General features: G+C 63.6%; 21 protein-coding genes and 1 tRNA gene. 11 read left to right on the top strand and 11 right to left on the bottom strand.

What is annotated here, in order from left to right; all coding sequences use genetic code 11:
- Positions 1-112: 112 nt before the first annotated feature.
- From BMW76_RS17440 to BMW76_RS17420, 5 genes are all read left to right on the top strand, one after another.
- Complete coding sequence (locus tag BMW76_RS17440; protein WP_090867175.1) at positions 113-1,030, top strand: aldose epimerase family protein; 918 nt, start codon at positions 113-115, stop codon at positions 1,028-1,030.
- 139 nt (positions 1,031-1,169) lie between these two features.
- Positions 1,170-1,895, top strand: coding sequence for a peptidoglycan DD-metalloendopeptidase family protein (locus tag BMW76_RS17435; RefSeq protein ID WP_177200412.1), 726 nt, complete (start codon positions 1,170-1,172; stop codon positions 1,893-1,895).
- A 250-nt stretch (positions 1,896-2,145) separates the two neighbouring features.
- On the top strand, positions 2,146-2,475 hold the full coding sequence (locus tag BMW76_RS17430; protein ID WP_090867171.1) for a hypothetical protein: 330 nt from the start codon (positions 2,146-2,148) through the stop codon (positions 2,473-2,475).
- 746 nt (positions 2,476-3,221) lie between these two features.
- Entirely contained in the window at positions 3,222-3,530 is a 309-nt protein-coding gene (locus BMW76_RS17425) for a DUF2288 domain-containing protein (RefSeq protein ID WP_090867169.1), read from the top strand.
- On the top strand, positions 3,527-4,924 hold the full coding sequence (locus BMW76_RS17420) for an MATE family efflux transporter (protein ID WP_090867166.1): 1,398 nt from the start codon (positions 3,527-3,529) through the stop codon (positions 4,922-4,924). The genes BMW76_RS17425 and BMW76_RS17420 overlap by 4 nt, the downstream gene beginning before the upstream one ends.
- 54 nt (positions 4,925-4,978) lie before the next feature.
- Here BMW76_RS17420 and BMW76_RS41165 read toward each other — a convergent pair whose 3' ends face one another.
- Positions 4,979-5,152, bottom strand: coding sequence for a hypothetical protein (locus BMW76_RS41165; RefSeq protein ID WP_177200411.1), 174 nt, complete (start codon positions 5,150-5,152; stop codon positions 4,979-4,981).
- Between the two features lie 154 nt (positions 5,153-5,306).
- On the opposite strand from BMW76_RS41165, the gene BMW76_RS41160 reads away from it, so the two are divergent.
- The 5 genes from BMW76_RS41160 (at position 5,307) to BMW76_RS17400 (ending at position 7,853) form a co-directional block, all read left to right on the top strand.
- A complete protein-coding gene (locus tag BMW76_RS41160) occupies positions 5,307-5,480 on the top strand; it encodes a hypothetical protein (protein WP_162849234.1) in 174 nt (57 codons plus the stop codon).
- A gap of 332 nt (positions 5,481-5,812) precedes the next feature.
- Positions 5,813-5,971: a DUF3309 family protein gene (locus BMW76_RS17415; RefSeq protein WP_090867164.1), complete on the top strand. Its 159-nt coding sequence runs from the start codon at positions 5,813-5,815 to the stop codon at positions 5,969-5,971.
- A 124-nt stretch (positions 5,972-6,095) separates the two neighbouring features.
- Positions 6,096-6,172 (top strand) — tRNA-Pro (locus BMW76_RS17410).
- Between the two features lie 242 nt (positions 6,173-6,414).
- Positions 6,415-6,873 carry a SixA phosphatase family protein gene (locus BMW76_RS17405; protein WP_090867162.1) on the top strand — a complete coding sequence of 153 codons (459 nt, stop codon included), beginning with the start codon at positions 6,415-6,417 and terminating at the stop codon, positions 6,871-6,873.
- A gap of 164 nt (positions 6,874-7,037) precedes the next feature.
- Positions 7,038-7,853, top strand: coding sequence for a GNAT family N-acetyltransferase (locus BMW76_RS17400; protein ID WP_090867160.1), 816 nt, complete (start codon positions 7,038-7,040; stop codon positions 7,851-7,853).
- Between the two features lie 193 nt (positions 7,854-8,046).
- Here the strand turns inward: BMW76_RS17400 and ppx are convergent, their stop codons facing one another.
- Positions 8,047-9,636: an exopolyphosphatase gene (gene ppx / locus BMW76_RS17395; RefSeq protein ID WP_245763259.1), complete on the bottom strand. Its 1,590-nt coding sequence runs from the start codon at positions 9,634-9,636 to the stop codon at positions 8,047-8,049.
- A gap of 198 nt (positions 9,637-9,834) precedes the next feature.
- Here ppx and ppk1 point away from each other — a divergent pair, with 198 nt between their 5' ends.
- Positions 9,835-11,898: a polyphosphate kinase 1 gene (gene ppk1 / locus BMW76_RS17390; protein ID WP_090867156.1), complete on the top strand. Its 2,064-nt coding sequence runs from the start codon at positions 9,835-9,837 to the stop codon at positions 11,896-11,898.
- 102 nt (positions 11,899-12,000) lie between these two features.
- Here the strand turns inward: ppk1 and phoR are convergent, their stop codons facing one another.
- From phoR to folP, 9 genes are all read right to left on the bottom strand, one after another.
- A complete protein-coding gene (phoR, locus tag BMW76_RS17385; RefSeq protein ID WP_090867154.1) occupies positions 12,001-13,314 on the bottom strand; it encodes a phosphate regulon sensor histidine kinase PhoR in 1,314 nt (437 codons plus the stop codon).
- 102 nt (positions 13,315-13,416) lie between these two features.
- Positions 13,417-14,118 (bottom strand): phosphate regulon transcriptional regulator PhoB, encoded by a 702-nt coding sequence (gene phoB, locus BMW76_RS17380; RefSeq protein WP_007748110.1) that lies wholly within the window; start codon positions 14,116-14,118, stop codon positions 13,417-13,419.
- Positions 14,119-14,190: 72 nt separating this feature from the next.
- Positions 14,191-14,895 (bottom strand): phosphate signaling complex protein PhoU, encoded by a 705-nt coding sequence (gene phoU, locus BMW76_RS17375; RefSeq protein ID WP_090867152.1) that lies wholly within the window; start codon positions 14,893-14,895, stop codon positions 14,191-14,193.
- Between the two features lie 29 nt (positions 14,896-14,924).
- Positions 14,925-15,773 (bottom strand): phosphate ABC transporter ATP-binding protein PstB, encoded by an 849-nt coding sequence (pstB, locus tag BMW76_RS17370; protein ID WP_087733601.1) that lies wholly within the window; start codon positions 15,771-15,773, stop codon positions 14,925-14,927.
- Between the two features lie 15 nt (positions 15,774-15,788).
- The gene (gene pstA, locus BMW76_RS17365) at positions 15,789-16,685 is read right to left on the bottom strand and encodes a phosphate ABC transporter permease PstA (RefSeq protein ID WP_090867150.1); all 897 of its coding nucleotides are present in this window, start codon (positions 16,683-16,685) and stop codon (positions 15,789-15,791) included.
- Positions 16,682-17,680, bottom strand: a complete 999-nt coding sequence (gene pstC, locus BMW76_RS17360) for a phosphate ABC transporter permease PstC (RefSeq protein ID WP_090867148.1) — start codon at positions 17,678-17,680, stop codon at positions 16,682-16,684. The genes pstA and pstC overlap by 4 nt, the downstream gene beginning before the upstream one ends.
- A 149-nt stretch (positions 17,681-17,829) precedes the next feature.
- Positions 17,830-18,861 (bottom strand): phosphate ABC transporter substrate-binding protein PstS, encoded by a 1,032-nt coding sequence (pstS, locus tag BMW76_RS17355; RefSeq protein ID WP_090867312.1) that lies wholly within the window; start codon positions 18,859-18,861, stop codon positions 17,830-17,832.
- A 308-nt stretch (positions 18,862-19,169) separates the two neighbouring features.
- The gene (gene glmM, locus BMW76_RS17345) at positions 19,170-20,528 is read right to left on the bottom strand and encodes a phosphoglucosamine mutase (protein ID WP_090867147.1); all 1,359 of its coding nucleotides are present in this window, start codon (positions 20,526-20,528) and stop codon (positions 19,170-19,172) included.
- A gap of 29 nt (positions 20,529-20,557) precedes the next feature.
- Entirely contained in the window at positions 20,558-21,442 is an 885-nt protein-coding gene (gene folP, locus BMW76_RS17340; protein ID WP_090867145.1) for a dihydropteroate synthase, read from the bottom strand.
- Between the last annotated feature and the right edge of the window lie 9 nt (positions 21,443-21,451).

The following is a 21,451-nucleotide window of genomic DNA, read 5'->3' as shown; positions in this document are numbered from 1 at the left end:
CCAGAAGGGTTTCCCCGTAGCCCAAAGGGGCGCAAAATCGGCGTTCGCCGCGCCGCTGCGTCGGAACCGTGCACGCCGACTCCTTCTCAACCGCTTTCTATTGCCCATTGCCATGCCCCAATTCCAGCAACAGGACATCATCGAGATCGCCAGGGACGGTTCCCTGCTCCGCTTCGCGCCGCAGGCAGGCGGCCGCCTGCTGTCGTGGGACATCGACGGCCAGTCGGTGATCTTCTGGCCCGAGCGCGCGGACTGGAGCCAGCCCGCGCGCGTCCGCGGCGGCAATCCGCTGCTCTTTCCGTTTCTCGGACGGCATTTCGTCGACAGCCAGATCGGCCGCTGGAAAGACGCGCAAGGCACCGTGCGCGATCTGCCCATGCACGGCTTCGCGCGCGATCTGCCGTTCGAGGCGATCGTCGACGACACCGCCCGCTCGATCAGCATGACGCTGACCGACAGCGATGCGACGCGCACGGGCTATCCGTTCAGCTTCCGTTTCGAAACGAAGTACACGCTCGTCGACGCGCACACGCTCGACGTCGATTTCGTCACCACCAACACGGGCGCCGCCGGCAGCGAGCCGCTGCCTTACTACGCCGGCCATCATTTCTACTTCACGCTGCCGCACACGCAGCGCGGCGAAACGGTGCTCGAACTGCCGCGTACGGTGCGCCGGCATCAGGAGCCGGACGGCTCGCTCAGCGCGGGCGAAGCGGGCCAGCCGGATTACCGGCTCGACGATCCGGGCATTCTCGATCGTTTCCATTGCCTCGACGGCGCGCCCGACCACCTCGTGCGCGTAGTCGCACTCGGCCTGAGCCGCAGCATCACGATCGATCTGCAACGCCCCGGCTCGGTGCCCTGGTTCGCTGTCACGACGTGGACCGAAAAGCCCGAATCGGATTTCTTCTGCGTCGAACCGTGGCTGGGTCTGCCCGATGCGATCCACAATCATCAGGGCCTGCGCTGGCTCGAGCCGGGCGACGCGGAAACGGCGTCGCTGCGTATCGTCGTTAGCACGCTGCCCTGAGCGCGGCGCGCCGCGCGTGGCCCGTTCTTCGCTGCGCTGCGGCCGAAAACGCGGCACGCCTTGCAAACCCGTTAGAATTGAGCGTTTTTGCATCTACCGCGTGATCGGGATCGCGCGCGGCGGCGTCTTGCGAGGTCCAATGTTGACAACAAGAATCCGACGGCTGGTCTGCGTGTCGATGATCGCAGCACTGGCCGCATGCGGCTCGGCCCCCGTGGGTCCGGGCTACTATCGCGTCGAACGGGGCGACACGCTGTACAAGATCGCGCGCAGCAACCGCACGTCGGTACAGAGCATCGCACGCTGGAACAACCTGTCGAACCCCGACTCGCTCGAAGTCGGCCAGGTGCTGCGCGTCGCGCCGCCGCCGGGAACGGCAACGGCGAGCACGAGCCCGGCGGGTTCGGCAAAGAGCAGTGGCAGCGCGGCGGCTTCGTCGGGCTCGTCACCGTCATCGACGCGCGGCGCCGCCGCCGAGGCGCCTTCGACACCGGCGTCGTCGATCTCGCTGATCTGGCCGACGAGCGGCAATGTGATCCGCAGCTTCGACGGAACGAACTCGAAGGGCATCGACATCGCGAACGTCGCGGGCACGCCCGTGTTCGCCGCGGCGGGCGGCACGGTGGTCTATGCGAGCAATGGTCTACGCGGCTACGGCAACCTGCTGATCATCAAGCACAACGCCGACTATCTGACGGCGTACGCGCACAATCGCACGCTGCTCGTGAAGGAAGGCGAGACGGTGCAGCAAGGCCAGAAGGTCGCCGAGATGGGCGACTCCGACAACGACCGCGTGATGCTGCATTTCGAGCTGCGCTACGACGGCCGCTCGATCGACCCGACGCGCTCGCTGCCGCCGCGCTGAGCATGCTGCATGCTTGCTCGCGATGCCGCGCATGAGGCGTCGCGTGCAGCATGCGGCTCAGATTCGACACAGGCCGCAGGCGAGAGCCACGGGCTACAGGCCACGGCAAAGACGCGCAACCGCGCGTGACGCGCAAGGAACCCGACGACCGTCGCGCGGCTCCATCAGTCAGCCAGGCACGCGGGCACATTCGTTGCCCCGCGCGCCGGCACCGCGCGAATGCGCGCAACGATACAGAGAGGACATTTCGATGAAAAACGCCCTTGTGGCAATTCGTGCAGCGGCGGCCAGCGCCGCGATCGTCGCGCTGGCCGGCCTCGCGGGCTGCGCCAGTTCCGGCTCGACGACGCTCACCTATCTGCCGAACGGCGACACCGGCTTCGCGATCAACTGCAGCGGCAGCGACGCGAGCCAGAACTGGGGCGAGTGCTACAAGCGAGCCGGCGAAACATGCGGCGCGTATGGCTACGACGTGATCTCGAAGGACGTCGACAACGGCGCGACGGCGGGCGGCTCGCTCGGCGGCGTGCTCGGCGCGAACGTGAAGAACCGTTCGATGGTGGTTCGCTGCAAGCGGTAACGGCTCGTGCGTCAGCCGTCGTTATTGTCGTCTGATGTTTATCGCGTATGGCAAAAAAAGGCCCGGCGCAAAGGCCGGGCAAACGGGGGTTCGGCGCATATCGGCAAAGGACCGGTTCACCATGCGCCGAAACGAAATCTAGCAACGCGCCTATAGCCACGCAATCGATTAATTGTGCGAATAGTGTGAGTCGGCGCACGGTTTGGACTCGAACTGAATGACGCGGCACTCAGTTTGGAAACCGAATCAACTCAGTTCCTTTGGTCGGATGGTTAGTCCGCACAATAGCCGATTGCCCGCAAACCCGCGCACAGCGGGCCTTTCAGAAGTTCATAAAAATAGCGTGAGCGAATCGGCTGACACTCACGCATTGAGCAGATTCACGCATTTCACTTCGATGAAGACACACAGGAAACTTGGTGCGCCAACGCACCCTTCCGCTGCAATTCCTTGCGGGATTTTTGTCAGATTTATCGAATGAAGATCGAGCGTCATTAGACCATTCGCGACGTTCACGGAGCGGTATTAAAGCGCAAACGTCCGGCGATTAATCGGCTTATTGATTTCGTGGTTCATCGTGGTTCGTGCATCGCGGAACTGGCTTCGATATTGCACTGCGCTTCATGACGGCAAAGAAGGCCGCGCGGCCAAAAGGCCGATCGTCGCCTATGGTTTATAGTTACGCCCGCCCGTGTCGGCGCTCGCCGCCCGCACCTCCAGTCACATCATGCTGCTCAACGATCGCCATGACTTCCTCCGATACGCCACAAAGCCCGCTCTACCAGAAACTACTCGGTGAAACCGCGAAGATCGGCTGGACGGAACTCGAACGCTTCTTTGCGCGCGGCATGTTGTTGCGCGTCGCGCGCGATCTCGATCTCGTGAGCGTCGCCGAGGCGATCGCCAGCGACGATACGACTCAGGTCACGCAATGGCTGTCGGCGGGCCTCGTCGAGCGTGTGCAGTCGGAGACGGCCGCCGACTTCGCCGCGCGCGATCCGGACCTGTGGGCCGTCGTCGTCTCACCGTGGGTCTGCGTGCAGGAGCGCGGTTGAACGATCGCGCGAACGATCGCGCCGAAGAACCGGCCGCGCGGGACGCTCCGCTGGCATCCGCCGTGCCCGTGCGCTGGCATCGGCGCGTGCTGACGCTCGCGTTTCCGATCGTCCTCGCCAATCTGACCCAGCCGATTCTCGGCGCCGTCGATACCGCCGTCGCCGGGCATCTGGACAGCGCGTCGTATCTCGGCGGCGTGGCCTTGGGCGGGCTCTTCTTCAACTTCGTGTTCTGGGGATTCGGCTTTCTGCGCATGGGCACGACGGGGCTCGTCGCGCAGTCGTTGGGCGCCGACGATCAGGCCGCCCTGCGCATGAACATCGTGCGCGCGCTGCTGCTCGCGTTCGCGATCGGCGCGGTCGTGCTGGCCTTGCAGGTGCCGCTGATCGACTTCGCAGTGCGCGCGATCGGCGGCAGCGATGAAGTGCAGCGCCATGCGCGCACCTACTGTCATGCGCGCATCTGGGCCGCGCCGCTCGCGCTCGCGAACTATGTCGTGCTCGGCTGGCTGCTCGGCACGCAACGCGTACGCGTCGCGCTCGCCACGCAGGTGTTCATCAACGCCGTGAACATCGTTGCCGTGCTGCTGTACGTGTATGCGTTCCATTGGGGCGTCGCGGGCATCGGCGCGGCGACCGCAACGGCCGACGCGCTCGGCTTCGCGTTCGGCGCCGTGCTGCTGTGGCAGATGCGTCCGCGCGGCCTGCCGCCTCTCGAGCGCGCGGCGCTGCTCGATCGCGACGCGTTGACGCGCATGGTCGCGATCAACCGCGATATCTTCGTGCGCACGATGTGCCTGCTCGGCACGTTCGGCTGGTTCGCGCATCTCGGCGCGCGGCAAGGCGACGCGACGCTCGCCGCGAATGCGCTGCTGCTCAACTTTCAGACCTTCAAGGCGTATGGGCTCGACGGTTTCGCGCACGCGGCCGAGGCACTCGTCGGCGCGGCGATCGGCGCGCGCAATCGCGATGCGTTCCGCCATGCTGTCAAGACGACGATGCTCTGGTCGGCGCTCGGCGCGCTGTGCTTCGTGAGCGTCTACTGGGCGGCGGGAACATGGATCGTCGAAGGACTCACCGATCAGCCCGCCGTGCGCGCGACGGCGGAAGCCTTCCTGCCATGGACGGCGCTTTCGCCCGTCGTTTCGGTGTGGGGCTTTCTGCTCGACGGCGTGTTCATCGGCGCGACGCGCACGCGCGATCTGATGACGTCGATGATCGTGTCGCTGGGCGTGTTTCTCGCGGCGTCATGGGCGCTTGTCGGCCCGTATGGCAATCATGGCCTCTGGGCTGCGCTGCTGCTCTTCATGGCCGCTCGCGGCCTCACGCTGGCACGCTTGCTGCCGCGTCTCGCGCGCGACGTCGGGCCGCACGCATCAGGCCGTCACGGCTGAGCCGAGCGGCGTTTGCCTTGTGTCGAAGTAAATCGCTTAGGCGAAACGCGCGCTTCATTTCGGCGCGACGGGCGCGTCGATCATCGCGGGCGGGCGAGCGTCGGTCGGCACGCCGTGATAGTCCGCCGGGTCCTTCGGCGGCACGCGATGACGAACGGTCGTATCGTCGGCACACGCCGACAGGATGAATAGCGAAAACAGCGAGGCGGCCAGCAGGAAGCGCTTCATGAGCGGATGTGAGCATCGACGAATGACATTGGGGCCACGAGTCTACCCGCAAAGCACATTGTGCGTCGCGTAAGCCGTCTTTATCCGCGCTGCACCGACTGGCGGCAGTTGTTCTACTATGTAGCCATGGTTGCAGTCGCCCAAGGAGACAGCCATGGATGCCGAATCGATCGCAGGCCTGATCGGACTCGCTGTGGGATTGCTGGTGCTCGTCGCACTGTCGGTTTTCGAATCGCGCACCTATCGCCGCGAACATCACGGCGAAGGGATGATGCACCACTGGCTCGCTGAGCATCACGTGTTCGACAAGATGCGCCGCAGACACTGAATGCCATGCGCCGCGCGTGCGGCGCGCGTTTTTTGTTCGCCTGAATTTTCGCCGGGCGCGTGCGTCGGTGTGACGGGCGCACGTCGGCTGCAAGCGCGTATCCGCGCTTGCCGGGCGCGGCGTTTATGCGCGTTCAACGCGCGCTTTCCCCTCGCGTTCCGCCCTTTCCCTCCGTCTTCTCCGCTACTAGCCGGGCATATGCCTTGCTGATTTGTAAGCCGTGAAACGCGCATCCGGCGCGTTCGACAATCGGCCCGACGGTCGCGCGTGGTCATGTTGCTCTCGCGCGCGTCGAGCGGTCTCCGCGGCCCGGCCATATAAGGAGAGACAACATGACCCTCGGAACCATTCTGTTGATCGTGGTGATCCTGCTCTTGATCGGCGCACTGCCAAGCTGGCCCTATAGTCGCGGATGGGGCTACCGTCCGACAGGCATTGTCGGCGTGGTGCTGATCGTCGTCATCGTGCTGCTGTTGATGGGGCAGATATGACCGCAACGCGATGTGACGTGGTCGGTCACCATACCGGTCGCCTGGTCTGCGATGCTCTGCGTCGGCTGGTTGCAGCCGAGATTGACGGCGGATCATCTATACGGATACAATCTCTGGCTCGCGTCGGAGCGTAGCGCAGCCTGGTAGCGCATCTGATTTGGGATCAGAGGGTCGAAGGTTCGAATCCTTTCGCTCCGACCACCAATAAAGCTGTCGATGAAACCCGTGTCACCTTTGGTGGCACGGGTTTTTTCGTTTCAGCGGTCTTCTGCGCGCGACATTCGAAGCGGCCAGGTATCCGGCGCACACCCGCGGCCCACACCCGCGGCCCGCCCCCAACCACCGGCATTCCCGAGCACGCGCGTCGACAAAACAAAACTCCCCTCACCGCGCGTTGTCCATACTGTCGATATCAGCCGATACGAGCCCCTGGAGACATCGCAATGAACCTGATCCTCTGGCGTCACGCCGAAGCCGAAGACGTCGCGTCGAGCGACCTCGCCCGCCAGCTGACGGCACGCGGCCGCAAGCAGTCGCAGGCGTCCGCGAAATGGCTGCGCGCGCGTCTCTCCGACGATGCCGTCATCCTCGCGAGTCCCGCCACGCGCACGGTGCAGACAGCCGAATCGCTGACGGACCAGTACCGCGTCGTGCGCGAAATCGCGCCGGACGCCAGCGCCACCGATGTCCTCACGGCCGCCGGCTGGCCCGACGGCATCGCGCCGACAGTCGTGGTCGTCGGCCATCAGCCGACGCTCGGCCATGTCGCCGCGCGCCTGCTCGCCGACAGCGGCGCGAGCTGGTCGATGAAGAAATCGGCGATCTGGTGGATCGAAAGCCGCAACCGCGGCAATGGCGAACAGGCAGCTCTGCGCGCGGTGATCAGCCCCGATTTTCTCTGACCCGCGCCGCGTGGCGGAAAAACAGCGGATGACCGTCGAAGGCGCCGCGAAAGCGTCGGCCTTACGACGCGTCATCGAATCGTCATAACATTGCCACGTGAGCGTCACCGGGCATTACTACATTGGCGTCGAAGCGAATTTCACATTTTCGACCAGGAACGCCAATGCGAGAACTGCCGACGCCAACCCTGCCCTTCGCATCGATCCTCGAGCCGCGGCGCCGCCTGCCGCGCACGGAAGAAACGGTCACTGCCCAGCATCGTCTGCAGGTGTCGTGGGCGCGCACCGACGAGGAGCTTCGTGAAGCGCAGCGTCTGCGTTACCGCGTCTTCGCCGAGGAAATGGGCGCGCGCCTGTCCGGTCCCGCCGGCCTCGACGTCGATTCGTTCGACGCTTACTGCGATCACCTGATTGTCCGCGATCTCGACACGCTCAAGGTCGTCGGCACATACCGCGTGCTGCCGCCGCACCAGGCGGCGCGCATCGGCCGTCTGTACGCCGAGGGCGAATTCGACATCTCGCGCCTCACGCACCTGCGCTCGAAGATGGTCGAAGTGGGCCGCTCGTGCGTGCATCCCGACTATCGCAGCGGCTCGGTGATCATGTCGCTGTGGGCGGGGCTCGGCTCGTACATGCAGCACAACGGCTACGAGACGATGCTCGGCTGCGCGAGCGTCGCGATGGCCGACGGCGGCCACTACGCGGCGAACCTGTACGCGTCGCTGCAAGACGACGTGCTGACCGCGCCGGAATATCGCGCGTTCCCGCACACGCCGCTGCCCGTCGACGAACTGCAGACGGGCGCAAAGGTCGCGCCGCCGCCGCTCGTCAAAGGCTATCTGCGCCTTGGCGCGAAGATCTGCGGCGCGCCGGCCTGGGACCCCGACTTCAACACGGCCGACTTCCTGACGCTGTTCCGTCTGTCGGAGATCAATGCGCGCTACGCTCGCCACTTCCTCGGCGACGCGCTGCCGCGTTAAGCGTCTTCGCGAGCGCATTGCGCGGTTCGTGCCGCGCGATGCGCACTACGCGGCCATCGCACGATGTTCGCAGCATCGAAGCGATACTTCGAAGCGAAAACAAAAAGCCCGCATCGACGGGCTTCCCTCTTTGCAGCATGAGTGCGATGCACACACGCAACTTCCACATCGAATGCGCGTGCCGCCTGAGCGATCACTCGTCCGTATAGACGACGCGATACGGCGTGCGAATCTTCTCCCACTCCGCCGCTTCCTGGATCAGGCTGTAGTCGGTCAGCGGATTGTTCGCGACCCATGAATTCGGAAGGCGCACTTCGTAGCCGCCGTTCGCTTGCGCGACGTGTATTTCCGGCAAGCCGGCGTCGGCGCGGCGACGGCAAAACAGCGCCGCGAGCCGCAGACAGAACAGCAGCTTCCATTCGAGATCGCGCGTCTGCGCGAGCTTGCCGAGCTTGCCCGCATGACCGACGACGAGCGCCGCGAGGCGTGCCTGATCCGTGCGCGAAAAGCCCGGCATGTCCGCGTTGCTCGCGATGTACGCCGAGTGCTTGTGATACGCGCTGTGCGAAATCGACAGCCCGATTTCATGCAATGCGGCGGCCCAGCCGAGAAACATCCGGTTCTCTTCGCGTACTTCCGCGTCGGGCTCGTCGAGCTGATCGTAGAAGTTCACGGCGAGTTCGCCGATACGGCTCGCCTGCGCGCGATCGATGCCGTAGCGCCGCATGAAGCCTTCGACCGTGATCGTGCGCATGTCCTGATGCTGCGAGCGGCCGAGCAGGTCATACAGCACGCCCAGACGCAATGCGCCGTCCGTCGTATCCACGTAGTCGACGCCGAGTTCGTCGAACACGGCGATCATGATCGAGAGGCCGCCCGCCAGCACGGGCACGCGATCCGGCTTCAGCGCGACGAGCTTGAGACGGTTGACGTTCTCCGCCTTGATCAACGCGCGCTTCAGACGTTCGAGGCCGCCGCGCGATATGCCGTGCGTGATGCCCGGATCGTTGAAGCCGTTCGCTTCGACGAGCTCGGCGAGCGCCCGCGCCGTGCCCGACGAACCGATGCCCTGGTCCCAGCCCGTCGTCTTGTAGTCCGCCGAGATGATCTGGATTTCACGCGAGGCCGCAAGCTCGGCTTGACGCATCGTGTATTCGTCGACGTTGCCCGACGGGAAGAACTGCCGGCTATGGCTCACGCAGCCGATATACAGGCTCTCCATTTTGATCGGCGTGTAGTGCGAACCGATGATGAATTCCGTCGAGCCGCCGCCGATGTCGACGACGAGCCGCTTGCCCGCGCTCGCCGGCACCGAATGCGCGGCGCCCGCGTAGATCAGGCGCGCTTCCTCGCGGCCTGCAATCACTTCGATGGGAAAACCGAGCGCTGCTTCCGCTTCGCCGAGAAATTCCTGCGCATTCTTCGCGACGCGCAGCGTGTTGGTCGCGACGGCACGAACATGATCGGGATGGAAATCGCGCAGACGCTCGCCGAAGCGCTTGAGCGCATCCCAGCCACGCACCTGCGAAGCACGGTCCAGCATTTTCTCGCGCGACAATCCGGCTCCGAGCCGCACCGGTTCGCGCAGCGCGTCCACCTGGTAGATCTGGCTGCCCGCATCGGTTTCTTCGACGCGGCCCACGATCAGGCGGAAGCTGTTCGAGCCGAGATCGACGGCGGCGAGTAGTGGCGGAGTATTGACCATCGGGAAGGGGGACCTCATGCGCGCAGATGCTGCGCCCCGGGCGGGCACATTCGTCACCGCGTTGTTCAAAGTCGCCATTTTAAGCGTACTGGACATCGCGCTGTCACCTCCGCCATTGTCGTGCGCTATCGTCACATATACTTACGTCATATTTACGACACGCGGAGTCAAAAGCGTAAAATTACGAAAAACCTCAATTCACGCACCTGTCATCATACTGTGAGAATTTCCGAGCGTCCTTTCGAGTCACCTCCCGATCTCTCATTCTCACCGCCGATGTCCAACCGCTACCCTCTTTTGAATCGCGAGCTGGGCATTCTGGGGTTCAACGAGCGTGTGCTCGCTCAGGCTGCGGACCCGGCTGTACCTCTCCTCGAGCGCTTGCGCTTCATCTGCATCACCAGCAGCAACCTTGATGAATTCTTCGAAGTCCGCATGGCGGGCCTTCAGGAACAGATGCGCGACAACCCCGGCGCGCTGTCGCCTGACGGCATGTCGCTGCAGCATGTGTACGATCTCGTCGTCGAGCGCGCGCAGAAGCTGGTGCATCGTCAGTACACGATGCTGCAGGACACCGTGCTGCCCGCGCTCGAAGACGAAGGCATCTACTTTCACGGCACGGAAGCATGGAACGAAGCGCAGACGCAATGGGCGCGCGACTACTTCTTCGATGAACTGCTGCCCGTCCTGACGCCGATCGGCCTCGACCCTGCGCACCCTTTTCCGCGCGTGCTGAACAAGAGCCTGAACTTCGTCGTCGAGCTGGAAGGCAAGGACGCGTTCGGCCGCCAGGCCGTGATGGGCATCGTGCAGGCGCCGCGCGCGCTGCCGCGCCTCGTGCGCATGCCGCAGGAACTGTCCGGCTATCCGCATGGCTTCGTGCTCCTCAGCTCGCTGCTGCAACGCTTTGTCGGCGAGCTGTTTCCGAATCTCGTCGTGCGCAGCTGCAACCAGTTCCGCATCACGCGCAACAGCGAACTGTTCGTCGACGAAGACGAAATCACGAACCTGCGCGTCGCGCTGCAGGGCGAACTGCCTGCGCGCCATCTGGGCAATGCGGTGCGGCTCGAAGTATCGGCGGAAACGCCCGCGCATCTCGTGCGGCGTCTGCTCGACGAAAGCGGCCTGTCGCAGAAGGACTGCTATTACGTCGATGGCCCCGTGAATCTCGTGCGTCTGATGCAATTACCAGAGAAGGTCGACCGGCCCGATCTGAAGTTCGTCCCGCACATTCCCGCCACGCCGCCGCAGATCGCCAACAGCGCAAGTCTCTTCGACGTGATCGATCAGGACGACGTGCTGCTGCATCATCCGTACGAGAGTTTCCAGCCGGTGCTCGAATTGCTGCTGCAGGCCGCGAAGGACCCGAACGTCGTCGCGATCAAGCAGACCATCTATCGCACGGGCACCGATTCGCCGCTGATGGACGCGTTGATGCAGGCCGCGCGCAACGGCAAGGAAGTGACGGTGGTCGTCGAGCTGCTCGCGCGCTTCGACGAAGAGACGAATATCAACTGGGCGTCGCAGCTCGAAGCCGTCGGCGCGCATGTCGTCTACGGCGTGGTCGGCCACAAGTGTCACGCGAAGATGATGTTGATCGTGCGGCGCGTGTCGGAAGGCGGCAAGTCGATTCTGAAGCGCTACGCGCATCTGGGCACGGGCAACTATCATCCGCGCACGGCACGGCTCTATACCGACTTCGGGCTGATGACGGCCGACCAGCAGATCTGCGAAGACGTGCACCACGTGTTCCAGCAACTGACGGGCATCGGCGGCGAGCTGCCGCTGCACGAGTTGTGGCAGTCGCCGTTCACGCTGCATCCGAGGCTCGTCGACGCGATTCGCGCCGAGGCCGAGCATGCGCGAGCCGGCAAACGCGCGCGCATCGTCGCGAAGATGAATGCGCTGCTGGAGCCGACCGTCATCGCGGAACTGTACGAGGCCTCACAGGCGGGCGTGAAGATCGATCTGATCGTGCGCGGCGTGTGCTCGTTGCAGCCGGGCGTCGAAGGGCTGTCGGAGAACATCACGGTGCGCTCGATCGTCGGCCGCTTTCTCGAGCATCACCGCATCTTCTACTTCCACGACGACGGCCGCGAACAGGTCTATCTGTCGAGCGCCGACTGGATGGACCGCAACTTCTTCCGCCGCGTCGAAGTCGCATTCCCGGTCAACAACCGGCGCCTGAAGCGCCGCGTGATCGCGGAAGGCCTGTCGGCATTCCTCGGCGACAACCAGGCCGCGTGGCTGATGCAGAGCGACGGGCACTATCGCCGGCGCCGTCCGGGCAAGTCGTCGCGCAATGCACAGATGAGTCTCCTGGCGAAGTTCTGTTCGTAAGCGCCGCGTTCCGCGATCAGGCGAACATGCAAAAAGGCCCGCTTTCAAAAGCGGGCTTTTTCGTTTCAACGGGCGTGTCGCGCCTGAACGTTCTGCTGAGTCTCAGGCGGCCGTCGTATGCAGCAGCGCTGTGCGCACGGCCGGAAAGCGCACCGTGAACGTGCTGCCACGCCCTTCTTCGCTTTTCACTTCGAGTTGCGCATCGTGCCGTTGCAGCACGTGCTTGACGATCGCGAGCCCGAGGCCCGTACCGCCCGTGTCGCGCGAACGGCTGCGATCGACGCGATAGAAGCGCTCCGTCAAACGCGGAATATCCGCTGCGGGAATGCCGAGGCCGCTGTCGGCCACGACGAACGTCGCCTGTCCGCCCTGCGCACGCCAGCTCACGTTGATCGAGCCGCCATCGGGCGTGTAGCGGATCGCGTTTGTGACGAGGTTGCCGAACGCGCTGAGAATTTCAGTCTCGACGCCCGTGACCGTGAGCGCTTCGTCGGCATCGAACGCGATCCGGTGACGTCCCGCCGACAGGCTTTCCGCATCTTCCTGCAAATGCCTGACCACCGCGCGCATATCGACCATCTGGCTGCTCGGCGGCTTGTTGTCGCCTTCGAGCGTCGCGAGCACGAGCAGATCGCTGACGATGTGTTGCATCCGCTGCGCCTGCTGCATCATCAGGTCGAGGTAGCGCGCGCGTTCTTCGTCGTCGAGCGGAATATCGCGCATCGTTTCGAGAAAACCGGCGAGCACCGTCAGCGGCGTCTTCAGTTCGTGCGACACGTTGGCAACGAAATCGCGGCGCATCGCGTCGGTGCGCTCGAGTTCGGTGATGTCTTGCGACAGCACGAGCTTGCGGTTCTCGCCATACGGGAACACCTGCACGGACAGCACGTTCTGCCGCTTGTCGCCCATGCCGCGCATGATCAGCATCTCGTCGTATTGATGCGAGTTCAGGTAGCGGACAAAGTCGGGATGACGCACGAGATGCGTGATGTGCTGACGCAAGTCACGCTTGGCGTCGAGGCCGAAGTGCTGCTCGGAGATCGCGTTGCACCACTCGATCTGATCGTGATCGTCGAGCATCGCGACGCCGTTCGGCGATGCCTGGATGGCCTGAATGAAGCGCGAGTGCTGCTGCTCGACCTGACGCACCTGCGCGTGCCAGCGCTTCGCGAGCTTATGCAGCCGGTAGTAGATTTCGCCCCAGATGCCTGGCGCGCTCGGCACTTCGCCGTAGACGGGCGCATCGAGCAGCCGCCATAGACGCTGCTTGTGGAACGTGCTGAAGATGCCCTGCGCGAGCAGCGCGATCACGGCGAGGCTCAGCGCTACCTTCGTGTTGACGAATATGCCGACTGCCACGCAGAGAACAGCGAGGAGCACGAGCGATACCAGGGAGCGCGCCCAGATGATGTTCATGTGTTCCTGCGACGTTAGAGACCAGACCTTGAGACATCAGAGACAACAAAGCGCGCTGCAATGAGGCTTCGCAGCGCGCTTCGTGTTACCGGCCAGTGTACCTTATGCGCTCTTGGCCAGACGATAGCCGCTGCCGCGCACCGTCTCGATCATCGCATCGCAACCTGCGGGCTTGAGGGCCGCGCGCAGCCGCTTGATATGCACGTCGACCGTGCGCTCTTCGACGAACACGTGATCGCCCCACACCTGGTCGAGCAATTGCGTGCGGCTGTGCACGCGCTCCGGATGCGTCATGAAGAAATGCAGCAGGCGGAATTCCGTCGGACCGAGATCGAGCTTGATCTCGTTGCCTTCCGCATGCGCCGCGACGCGGTGCGTCGCCGGGTCGAGCTTCAGGCCGTTGATCGCGACGACGTCTTCCGTCAGCTGCGGCGCGCGACGGCGCAGCACCGCCTTGATCCGCGCCATCAGTTCCTTAGGCGAAAACGGCTTCGTGACGTAATCGTCGGCGCCGATCTCGAGGCCGAGCACCTTGTCCTGCTCGTCGCCGCGCGCGGTCAGCATGATGATCGGGATGTGCTTCGTGCGCTCGTTGTTGCGCAGGTCGCGCGCGAACGCGATGCCCGATTTGCCCGGCAGCATCCAGTCGAGCAGCACGAGGTCGGGAAGCACATCGCTGATCAGGTTCTGCGCCTGTTCGGCGTTGTACGCACGAATCGGACAATGGCCCGCATGTTGCAAGTTGACCGAGATCAGCTCGGAAATCGCGGGTTCATCTTCGATAACGAGAATACTGCTGGGCATCGGCGCCTCTTGATAAACGTAATGCTATGGGAACAGTTTGCCGGATTCGATCGACTGCCTATCAAGGGCACATCAGCTGAGCGCTTCGCGCTCGAGCGCGTCGCGGCCCTTGTGCCGCACGTCAGTGCCCTTCACGACATAGATGATGAATTCGGCGATGTTCTTCGCGTGGTCGCCGATCCGCTCGATCGCCTTCGCGATGAAGAGGAAATCGAGGCCCACGGAAATCAGCCGCGGATCTTCCGTCATGTACGAAATCAGCTTGCGGACGAAACCGCGGAATTCCTCGTCGATCGCCTTGTCGTCGCGCACGATCTGCGCGGCGGCCACGGTGTCGAGGCGCGCGAACGCGTCGAGCGCGCGGCGCAGGATGCTCACGGCCATCTCGCCCGACAGCTTGATTTCGGCGATGTTGATCGTGCGCGCCGCGCCGTCTTCCGCAAGGCGCTTCGTGCGCTTCGCGATCTTTTCGGCTTCGTCGCCGGCGCGCTCGAGATTCGTGATCGTCTTCGAGATCGCCATCAGCAGACGCAGGTCGCGTGCCGCCGGCTGACGGCGCGCGATGATGTTGCTGCACTCTTCGTCGATCTCGACTTCCATCGTGTTCAGGCGGTCTTCGGCTGCGATCACCTGATCGGCGATGCCCGTGTCGAATTCGTTCAACGCATTCATCGCGGCGACGATCTGCGCCTCGACGAGGCCGCCCATTTCGAGCACCTTCGAGGAGACCAGATTCAGGTCGGCATCGAACTGGCTGGACAGGTGTTTATCCGTCATGTCGTACTCCCTAAGCTCGCGCCGTGCGCTTAGCCGAAGCGGCCCGTGATGTAGTCTTCCGTTTCCTTGCGGACGGGCTTGATGAAGATCTTCTCGGTGTCGCCGAATTCGATCAGCTCGCCGAGATACATATAAGCAGTGTAGTCCGAGCAACGCGCGGCCTGCTGCATGTTGTGCGTGACGATCACCACCGTATAGTCGCTCTTCAGTTCGGCGATCAGCTCTTCGATGCGGCCCGTCGAAATCGGGTCGAGCGCCGAGCACGGTTCGTCGAGCAGCAGCACTTCAGGACGAATCGCAATGCCGCGCGCAATGCACAGGCGCTGCTGCTGGCCGCCCGACAGGCCGTAGCCGCTCTGGCCGAGCTTGTCCTTCACTTCGTTCCACAGCGCCGCTTTCGTCAGCGCCCACTCGACGCGATCGTCCATCTCCGAGCGCGACAGCGTTTCGAACATCTTCACGCCGAATGCGATGTTGTCGTAGATCGACATCGGGAACGGCGTCGGCTTCTGGAACACCATGCCGATGCGCGCGCGCAAGAGCGAGATGTCGCGCTTCGACGTGAGCAGGTTTTCGCCGTCCATCAGGATTTCGCCTTCGGCGCGCTGCTCCGGATAGAGCGCGTACATCTTGTTGAACGTGCGCAGCAGCGTGGACTTGCCGCAGCCCGACGGGCCGATGAACGCCGTCACCTTGCCTTCGGGAATCTGCAGGTTGATGTTCTTCAGCGCGTGATACTTGCCGTAGAAGAAGTTCAGATTATTGACTTCGATTTTCGGTTGCGCGGGCGCTGCCGCATGGCCGCTCTGGGCCGGGTCGAAACCAGCGGGTGACGCCGGGCGCTCGATGGGATTCAGGTGACTTTCTGCCATGTTCATCGGATCGCTCCGCCCTTACTTTTTCGAAAAGATCGTACGCGCGAGGATGTTGAGTCCCAACACCCCGAGCGTGATCAGGAATACGCCAGCCCACGCGAGCGACTGCCATTGCGCGAACGGGCTCATCGCGAACTTGAAGATCGTGACCGGCAGGTTAGCAACCGGCTGATTCATGTCCACAGAGAAGAACTGATTCGACAGCGCCGTGAAGAGCAGCGGCGCCGTTTCGCCGGCGATACGCGCAACGGCGAGCAGCACGCCCGTGACGATGCCCGCCACCGATGCCTTCAGCGTGATCGACAGCACCATCTTCCACTTCGGCGTTCCAAGCGCGAAGGCCGCTTCACGCAGCGCGTTCGGCACGAGCTTCAGCATGTTCTCGGTCGTGCGGATCACGATGGGAATCTGCAGCAGCGCGAGCGAGATCACGCCCGCCCAGCCGCTGAAATGGCCCATCTTCGCGACGACGAGCGCATACACGAACAGACCGACGACGATCGACGGCGCCGACAGCAGAATGTCGTTGATGAAGCGAGTGATGCTCGCGAGCCAGCCCTTCTGGCCGTATTCGGCGAGATACACGCCCGCCATGATGCCGATCGGCGTGCCGACGAACGTCGCGAGCACGACGAGCAGCAGGCTGCCGACGATCGCGTTCGCGAGACCGCCGCCGTCCGTATTCGGCGGAGGCGTCGATTGCGTGAAGAGTTCGACGGACAGGCCGCCGACGCCCAGGCGCAGCGTCGTATAAAGAATCCACACGAGCCAGATGATGCCGAACGCCATCGCCGCGAGCGACAGCGTCAGCGCGACCACATTGGTCGCCTTGCGGCGTCTTTGCAGCTTGTTGCGCATCGCTTCGAGCACTGCGCTGTCGTTGCTGCCCGGCATGTTCAACGAGGACTGGGTCATTTCGCGCCCTCCCCTTTCTCGAGGCGAAGCAGCATGATTTTCGAAATCGCCAGCACGATGAAGGTAATCACAAACAGGATCAGGCCGAGTTCCATCAGCGCCGCCGTATGGAGCCCTGGGCTCGCTTCCGCGAATTCGTTCGCGAGTGCCGACGTGATGCTGTTACCCGGCGAAAACAGCGAGACGTTGTCGAGCAGGTTCGTATTGCCGATCACGAACGTGACGGCCATCGTCTCGCCGAGCGCGCGGCCGAGGCCGAGCATCACGCCGCCGATCACACCCGTCTTCGTGAACGGCAGGACGATCTTCCACATCACTTCCCACGTCGTGCAGCCGATGCCGTATGCCGACTCCTTCAGCAGCACGGGCGTGACTTCGAACACGTCGCGCATCACGGAGGCGATGTACGGAATGACCATGATCGCGAGAATCACGCCCGCGCACAGGATGCCGATGCCGATCGGCGCGCCTTTGAAGAGGGCCCCGATGACAGGCATGCCCGAAAGCAGCGAGCCGAGCGGTTTTTCAAACCACGTCGCGAAGATCGGTGCAAAGACGAGCAGACCCCACATGCCATAGACGATCGACGGAATCGCGGCGAGCAGCTCGATCGCGATGCCGAGCGGCCGGCGCAGCCAGGCAGGCGACAGTTCAGTCAGAAAGAGCGCAATGCCGAAGCTCACAGGCACTGCGATGATGAGCGCGATGATCGACGTCGCGATCGTGCCGTAGATGGGCACCAGCGCACCGAACTGCTCCGAAGGTGGATCCCAGTCTGCCGTCCACAGGAAGGCGAGACCGAATTTCTGGATCGTCGGCATCGAAGCGACGATCAGCGACACGATAATGCCGCCGAGCAGCAGTAGTGTGACGATGGCGGAAAGCCGTGCGAGGCCGCCGAAAATAATGTCGCCGGCACGGCTGGGCGCCTTTTGCGCCGTGCTGCCGGGCGGAGTCGACCGGGCCGCGTCAGAAGAGAGAGGGAGGTCGGACATGGGAGCTGTAAGCCTGTTTCCGCGTTTCCGGTTGCCGCATGGCGTATGCCAGACGGCCAGTACTACGGCCGCCGGGCTCCATCGAAGCCGGGCGGCCGGCCGCGCGCAGCGTGCACATGCGCGCGGTAGATGCTGCTACTGGGTAAGGATTACTCGGCGAGCGTCTTGCCCGATGCGTCCTTGACCTTTGCCTTCCATTGCGTCTTGATTTCCGACACAACCGATTCCGGCAGCGAGATATAGTCCAGATCGTTCGCAGCCTGGCCGCCGTTCTTGAACGCCCAGTCGAAGAACTTCAGCGTTTCCGCGCCTTGCGGACCCTTTTCCTGCGTCGTGTGCAGCAGCACGAACGTCGCGCCGACGATCGGCCATGCGTTCTTGCCCGGCTCGTTCGTCAGGATCTGATAGAACGACTTCGACCACTCGGCGCCTGCTGCCGCTGCCTTGAACGTTTCCGTCTTCGGCTCGACCACTGTGCCCGCCGAGTTCTTCATGTCGACGTAGATCATGTGGTTCTGCTTCGCATACGCCCACTCGACGTAGCCGATTGCGCCCGGCAGACGCTGCACGAATGCCGCGACGCCGTCATTGCCCTTGCCGCCCGTGCCCGTCGGCCAGTTGACCGTCGTCCCTTCGCCGACCTTCGACTTCCACTCGGTGTTGACCTTCGACAGGTAGTTCGTCCAGATGAAGCTCGTGCCCGAGCCGTCAGCGCGACGGACCACGGCGATGTCCGTATCCGGCAGCTTCGCCTTCGGGTTCAGCGCGGCGATAGCCGGGTCGTTCCACTTCTTGATCTTGCCGAGGTAGATGTCGCCGAGCACTTCGCCCGACAGCGTGATTTCGCCAGCCTTCACGCCCGGAATGTTGACCACGGGCACCACGCCGCCGACGACCGTCGGGAACTGGAACAGGCCGTCCTTCGTCAGTTCGTCGTCCTTCAGCGGAGCGTCTGAGCCTGCGAAGTCGACCGTCTTCGCGACGATCTGCTTGATGCCGCCCGACGAGCCGATGCCCTGATAGTTGACCTTGCCGCCGCCCGTCTTCTGATAAGCGTCAGCCCACTTCGTGTAGATCGGTGCTGCAAAGGTGCTGCCCGCGCCAGTGATGTCGGCGGCTTGCGCTGCGATCGCGAACAGAGCGCCAGCCATGCCAGCGAACGCGGTTTGCATCAGTTTCATGTTTTCTCCGGTGGGTATGAGCGTGTGACACGACACCGCGAAGAATAGTGGCCGATTATGACGGTAATGTGACTCTTCGTGACTTTCCCGTGACAGTCTTATTACTTACGTGAAAGGCGTTATGGCAGGGTTTCCACTGTCGAAACGGATGCGTCGCGAATAGGCGGTTTCAGGCTCGAAATTGGCGTACGCCAACGTTTGCGTATGCGACGCATAAATCGCCCTGCCGCCCCGCGTTTTGCCGGCGGGCGGACGCAAAAAAGGGCGGCATGTGGCCGCCCTTCCGGTTGAAATGCTGTTGCCTTGAATCAGGTCGTCGCCTGCTTCACCACTTCGGCGATCGTTTCGGCGTGGTACAAGGCATCTTTTTCGTGCGCGGCCTCGACCATCACACGCAGCACGGGCTCGGTACCCGACGCACGGATCAGCACGCGGCCGCTGCCGTCGAGCGCGCCCTCCGCTGCGCTAATCGCGCGGCGAATCGTTTCGCTGCCCTTCCAGTCTGCACCCGGCTGCATGCGCACATTGATCAGCTTCTGCGGGAAGAGCGTAACGCCTTCCAGCAGCTGCTCGAGCGAACGGCCACTGCGCTGCATCGCGGCCAGCACGAGCAGCGCGGATACGATGCCATCGCCCGTCGAATGCCGATCCAGCGACAGAATGTGACCAGAGCCTTCCGCGCCCAGTTCCCAGTGATGCTCGCGCAGCTTCTCCAGCACGTAGCGGTCGCCCACGGCGGCGCGAACGAACTGCACGCCCGCCTTCTTGAGCGCCACTTCGACGGCCATGTTGGTCATCAGCGTGCCGACGGCCCCTTCGACCTTGCCTTGTGTCGCGATCCGGTCCTTCACCAGCACGTACAGCAGTTCGTCGCCGTTGTAGAGGCGGCCGTTCGCGTCGACTATCTGCACGCGGTCCGCGTCGCCGTCGAGCGCAACGCCGATATCCGCCTTGTTCGCACGCACCGCGCGCACGAGCGCGTCGGGCGCGGTCGCGCCGACGCCGTCGTTGATGTTGAAGCCATTCGGCGAGACGCCGATCGTGACTACATCGGCGCCGAGTTCATGGAACACGTGCGGCGCGACGTCGTACGCGGCGCCATGCGCGCAGTCGATTACCAGCTTCATGCCGCGCAGATCGAACGCCTGCGGGAACGTGCTCTTGCAGAACTCGATGTAGCGGCCAGCCGCATCGTCGAGACGCCGCGCCTTGCCAAGACGCTCGGACGGCGCGCATTCGAGCGGCTTGTCCAGCTGCTCTTCGATCAGCGACTCGACTTCATCCGGCAGCTTGTTGCCATCGGCGGAGAAGAACTTGATGCCGTTGTCGTAGTACGGATTGTGCGATGCGCTGATCACGACGCCCGCCGCCAGACGCAACGCGCGCGTGAGATACGCGATGCCGGGCGTCGGCATCGGCCCGGCCAGCATCACGTCGACGCCCGCCGCTGCGAAGCCCGACTCCAACGCGGCTTCGAGCATGTAGCCCGAGACGCGCGTGTCCTTGCCGATCAGCACCGTGGGACGCGTGCCCGTTTTCGCCCACCTGTCGGCGCCCGCGAGCACCTTGCCGGCCGCATAGCCGAGCCGCAACACGAAGTCCGGCGTGATCGGCGCGTCGCCGACCTTGCCTCGTATGCCATCCGTTCCGAAATATCGACGTCCCATAGTGTTCTGTTCCTTCCCTAGCGTGGAGATCAGGCACGTCGCGCCGCGTCGCGCGTCGCTGCCCAAACTTTCAGTGCATCTACCGTCTGCGCGACATCATGCACGCGGATGATCGCGGCGCCCCGTTCGGCTGCGCACACGGCGGCAGCGACGCTCGCCGCCATCCGCTCCGGCGCGGGCCGGTTCACGACCGCTCCGAGCATCGACTTGCGCGACATGCCGGCCAGAATGGGCAGCGGCATGCCGACGATCGGCGCGATCTGCGGCAGATGCGCAAGCAGCGCGTAATTATGATCGACCGTCTTCCCAAATCCGAATCCTGGATCAACGCTGATGCGATTTTTCGCAACGCCAGCGTCCAGGATAGTCTTGACACGCTCGTCGAGGAACGCACGGATATCGGCCACGACGTTGTTGTAGACGGGCTCCTTCGCCTGCATCGTTTGCGGGTCGCCGAGCATGTGCATCACGCACAGACCACACTGACTGTCGCGGACAGCGTCGATCGCGCCGGGCATCCGAAAGCCCCAGATATCATTGATCAGATCAGCACCTGCAGCCAGCGCATGGCGCATCACTTCGGGCTTATAGGTATCGACGGAGAGCGGAACGTTCGCGTCGCGCAACTGCTCGACGAGCGGGATCACGCGCTCCAGTTCCTCGTCGAGCGGTACAGGCGGCGCCCCAGGGCGCGTCGACTCGCCGCCGACGTCGATGATATCGGCGCCGTCGAGCAGCATGCACTCCGCCTGGCGCAGCGCCTCACCGCGCAGCACGTATCGGCCGCCGTCAGAAAAGGAATCAGGTGTGACGTTCAGGATGCCCATCACGAGCGGGCGTTCGAACGACAGCGTGAATCGGCCGCATTGAAGCGGTTCGGGGATCGGAAAAAGCGGGGAATCGGCGTTTGACACGAGACGTAC

This window comes from Paraburkholderia diazotrophica (genome assembly GCF_900108945.1).
Lineage (GTDB): Bacteria > Pseudomonadota > Gammaproteobacteria > Burkholderiales > Burkholderiaceae > Paraburkholderia > Paraburkholderia diazotrophica.
Note: the sequence above shows the minus strand (reverse complement) of the source record. Positions and strands in the feature narration are given on the sequence as shown.

Coding starts and splice junctions, on each gene's coding strand:
- pstS (WP_090867312.1), bottom strand. CDS start 18,861: ATGAAACTGATGCAAACCGCGTTCGCTGGCATGGCTGGCGCTCTGTTC.
- phoR (WP_090867154.1), bottom strand. CDS start 13,314: ATGAACATCATCTGGGCGCGCTCCCTGGTATCGCTCGTGCTCCTCGCT.
- ppk1 (WP_090867156.1), top strand. CDS start 9,835: ATGTCCAACCGCTACCCTCTTTTGAATCGCGAGCTGGGCATTCTGGGG.
- BMW76_RS17400 (WP_090867160.1), top strand. CDS start 7,038: ATGCGAGAACTGCCGACGCCAACCCTGCCCTTCGCATCGATCCTCGAG.
- pstB (WP_087733601.1), bottom strand. CDS start 15,773: ATGAACATGGCAGAAAGTCACCTGAATCCCATCGAGCGCCCGGCGTCA.
- glmM (WP_090867147.1), bottom strand. CDS start 20,528: ATGGGACGTCGATATTTCGGAACGGATGGCATACGAGGCAAGGTCGGC.
- BMW76_RS41165 (WP_177200411.1), bottom strand. CDS start 5,152: ATGAAGCGCTTCCTGCTGGCCGCCTCGCTGTTTTCGCTATTCATCCTG.
- phoB (WP_007748110.1), bottom strand. CDS start 14,118: ATGCCCAGCAGTATTCTCGTTATCGAAGATGAACCCGCGATTTCCGAG.
- BMW76_RS17435 (WP_177200412.1), top strand. CDS start 1,170: ATGTTGACAACAAGAATCCGACGGCTGGTCTGCGTGTCGATGATCGCA.
- BMW76_RS17430 (WP_090867171.1), top strand. CDS start 2,146: ATGAAAAACGCCCTTGTGGCAATTCGTGCAGCGGCGGCCAGCGCCGCG.
- BMW76_RS17440 (WP_090867175.1), top strand. CDS start 113: ATGCCCCAATTCCAGCAACAGGACATCATCGAGATCGCCAGGGACGGT.
- BMW76_RS17405 (WP_090867162.1), top strand. CDS start 6,415: ATGAACCTGATCCTCTGGCGTCACGCCGAAGCCGAAGACGTCGCGTCG.
- BMW76_RS17415 (WP_090867164.1), top strand. CDS start 5,813: ATGACCCTCGGAACCATTCTGTTGATCGTGGTGATCCTGCTCTTGATC.
- pstA (WP_090867150.1), bottom strand. CDS start 16,685: ATGACCCAGTCCTCGTTGAACATGCCGGGCAGCAACGACAGCGCAGTG.
- BMW76_RS41160 (WP_162849234.1), top strand. CDS start 5,307: ATGGATGCCGAATCGATCGCAGGCCTGATCGGACTCGCTGTGGGATTG.
- BMW76_RS17425 (WP_090867169.1), top strand. CDS start 3,222: ATGACTTCCTCCGATACGCCACAAAGCCCGCTCTACCAGAAACTACTC.
- phoU (WP_090867152.1), bottom strand. CDS start 14,895: ATGACGGATAAACACCTGTCCAGCCAGTTCGATGCCGACCTGAATCTG.
- pstC (WP_090867148.1), bottom strand. CDS start 17,680: ATGTCCGACCTCCCTCTCTCTTCTGACGCGGCCCGGTCGACTCCGCCC.
- ppx (WP_245763259.1), bottom strand. CDS start 9,636: ATGGCGACTTTGAACAACGCGGTGACGAATGTGCCCGCCCGGGGCGCA.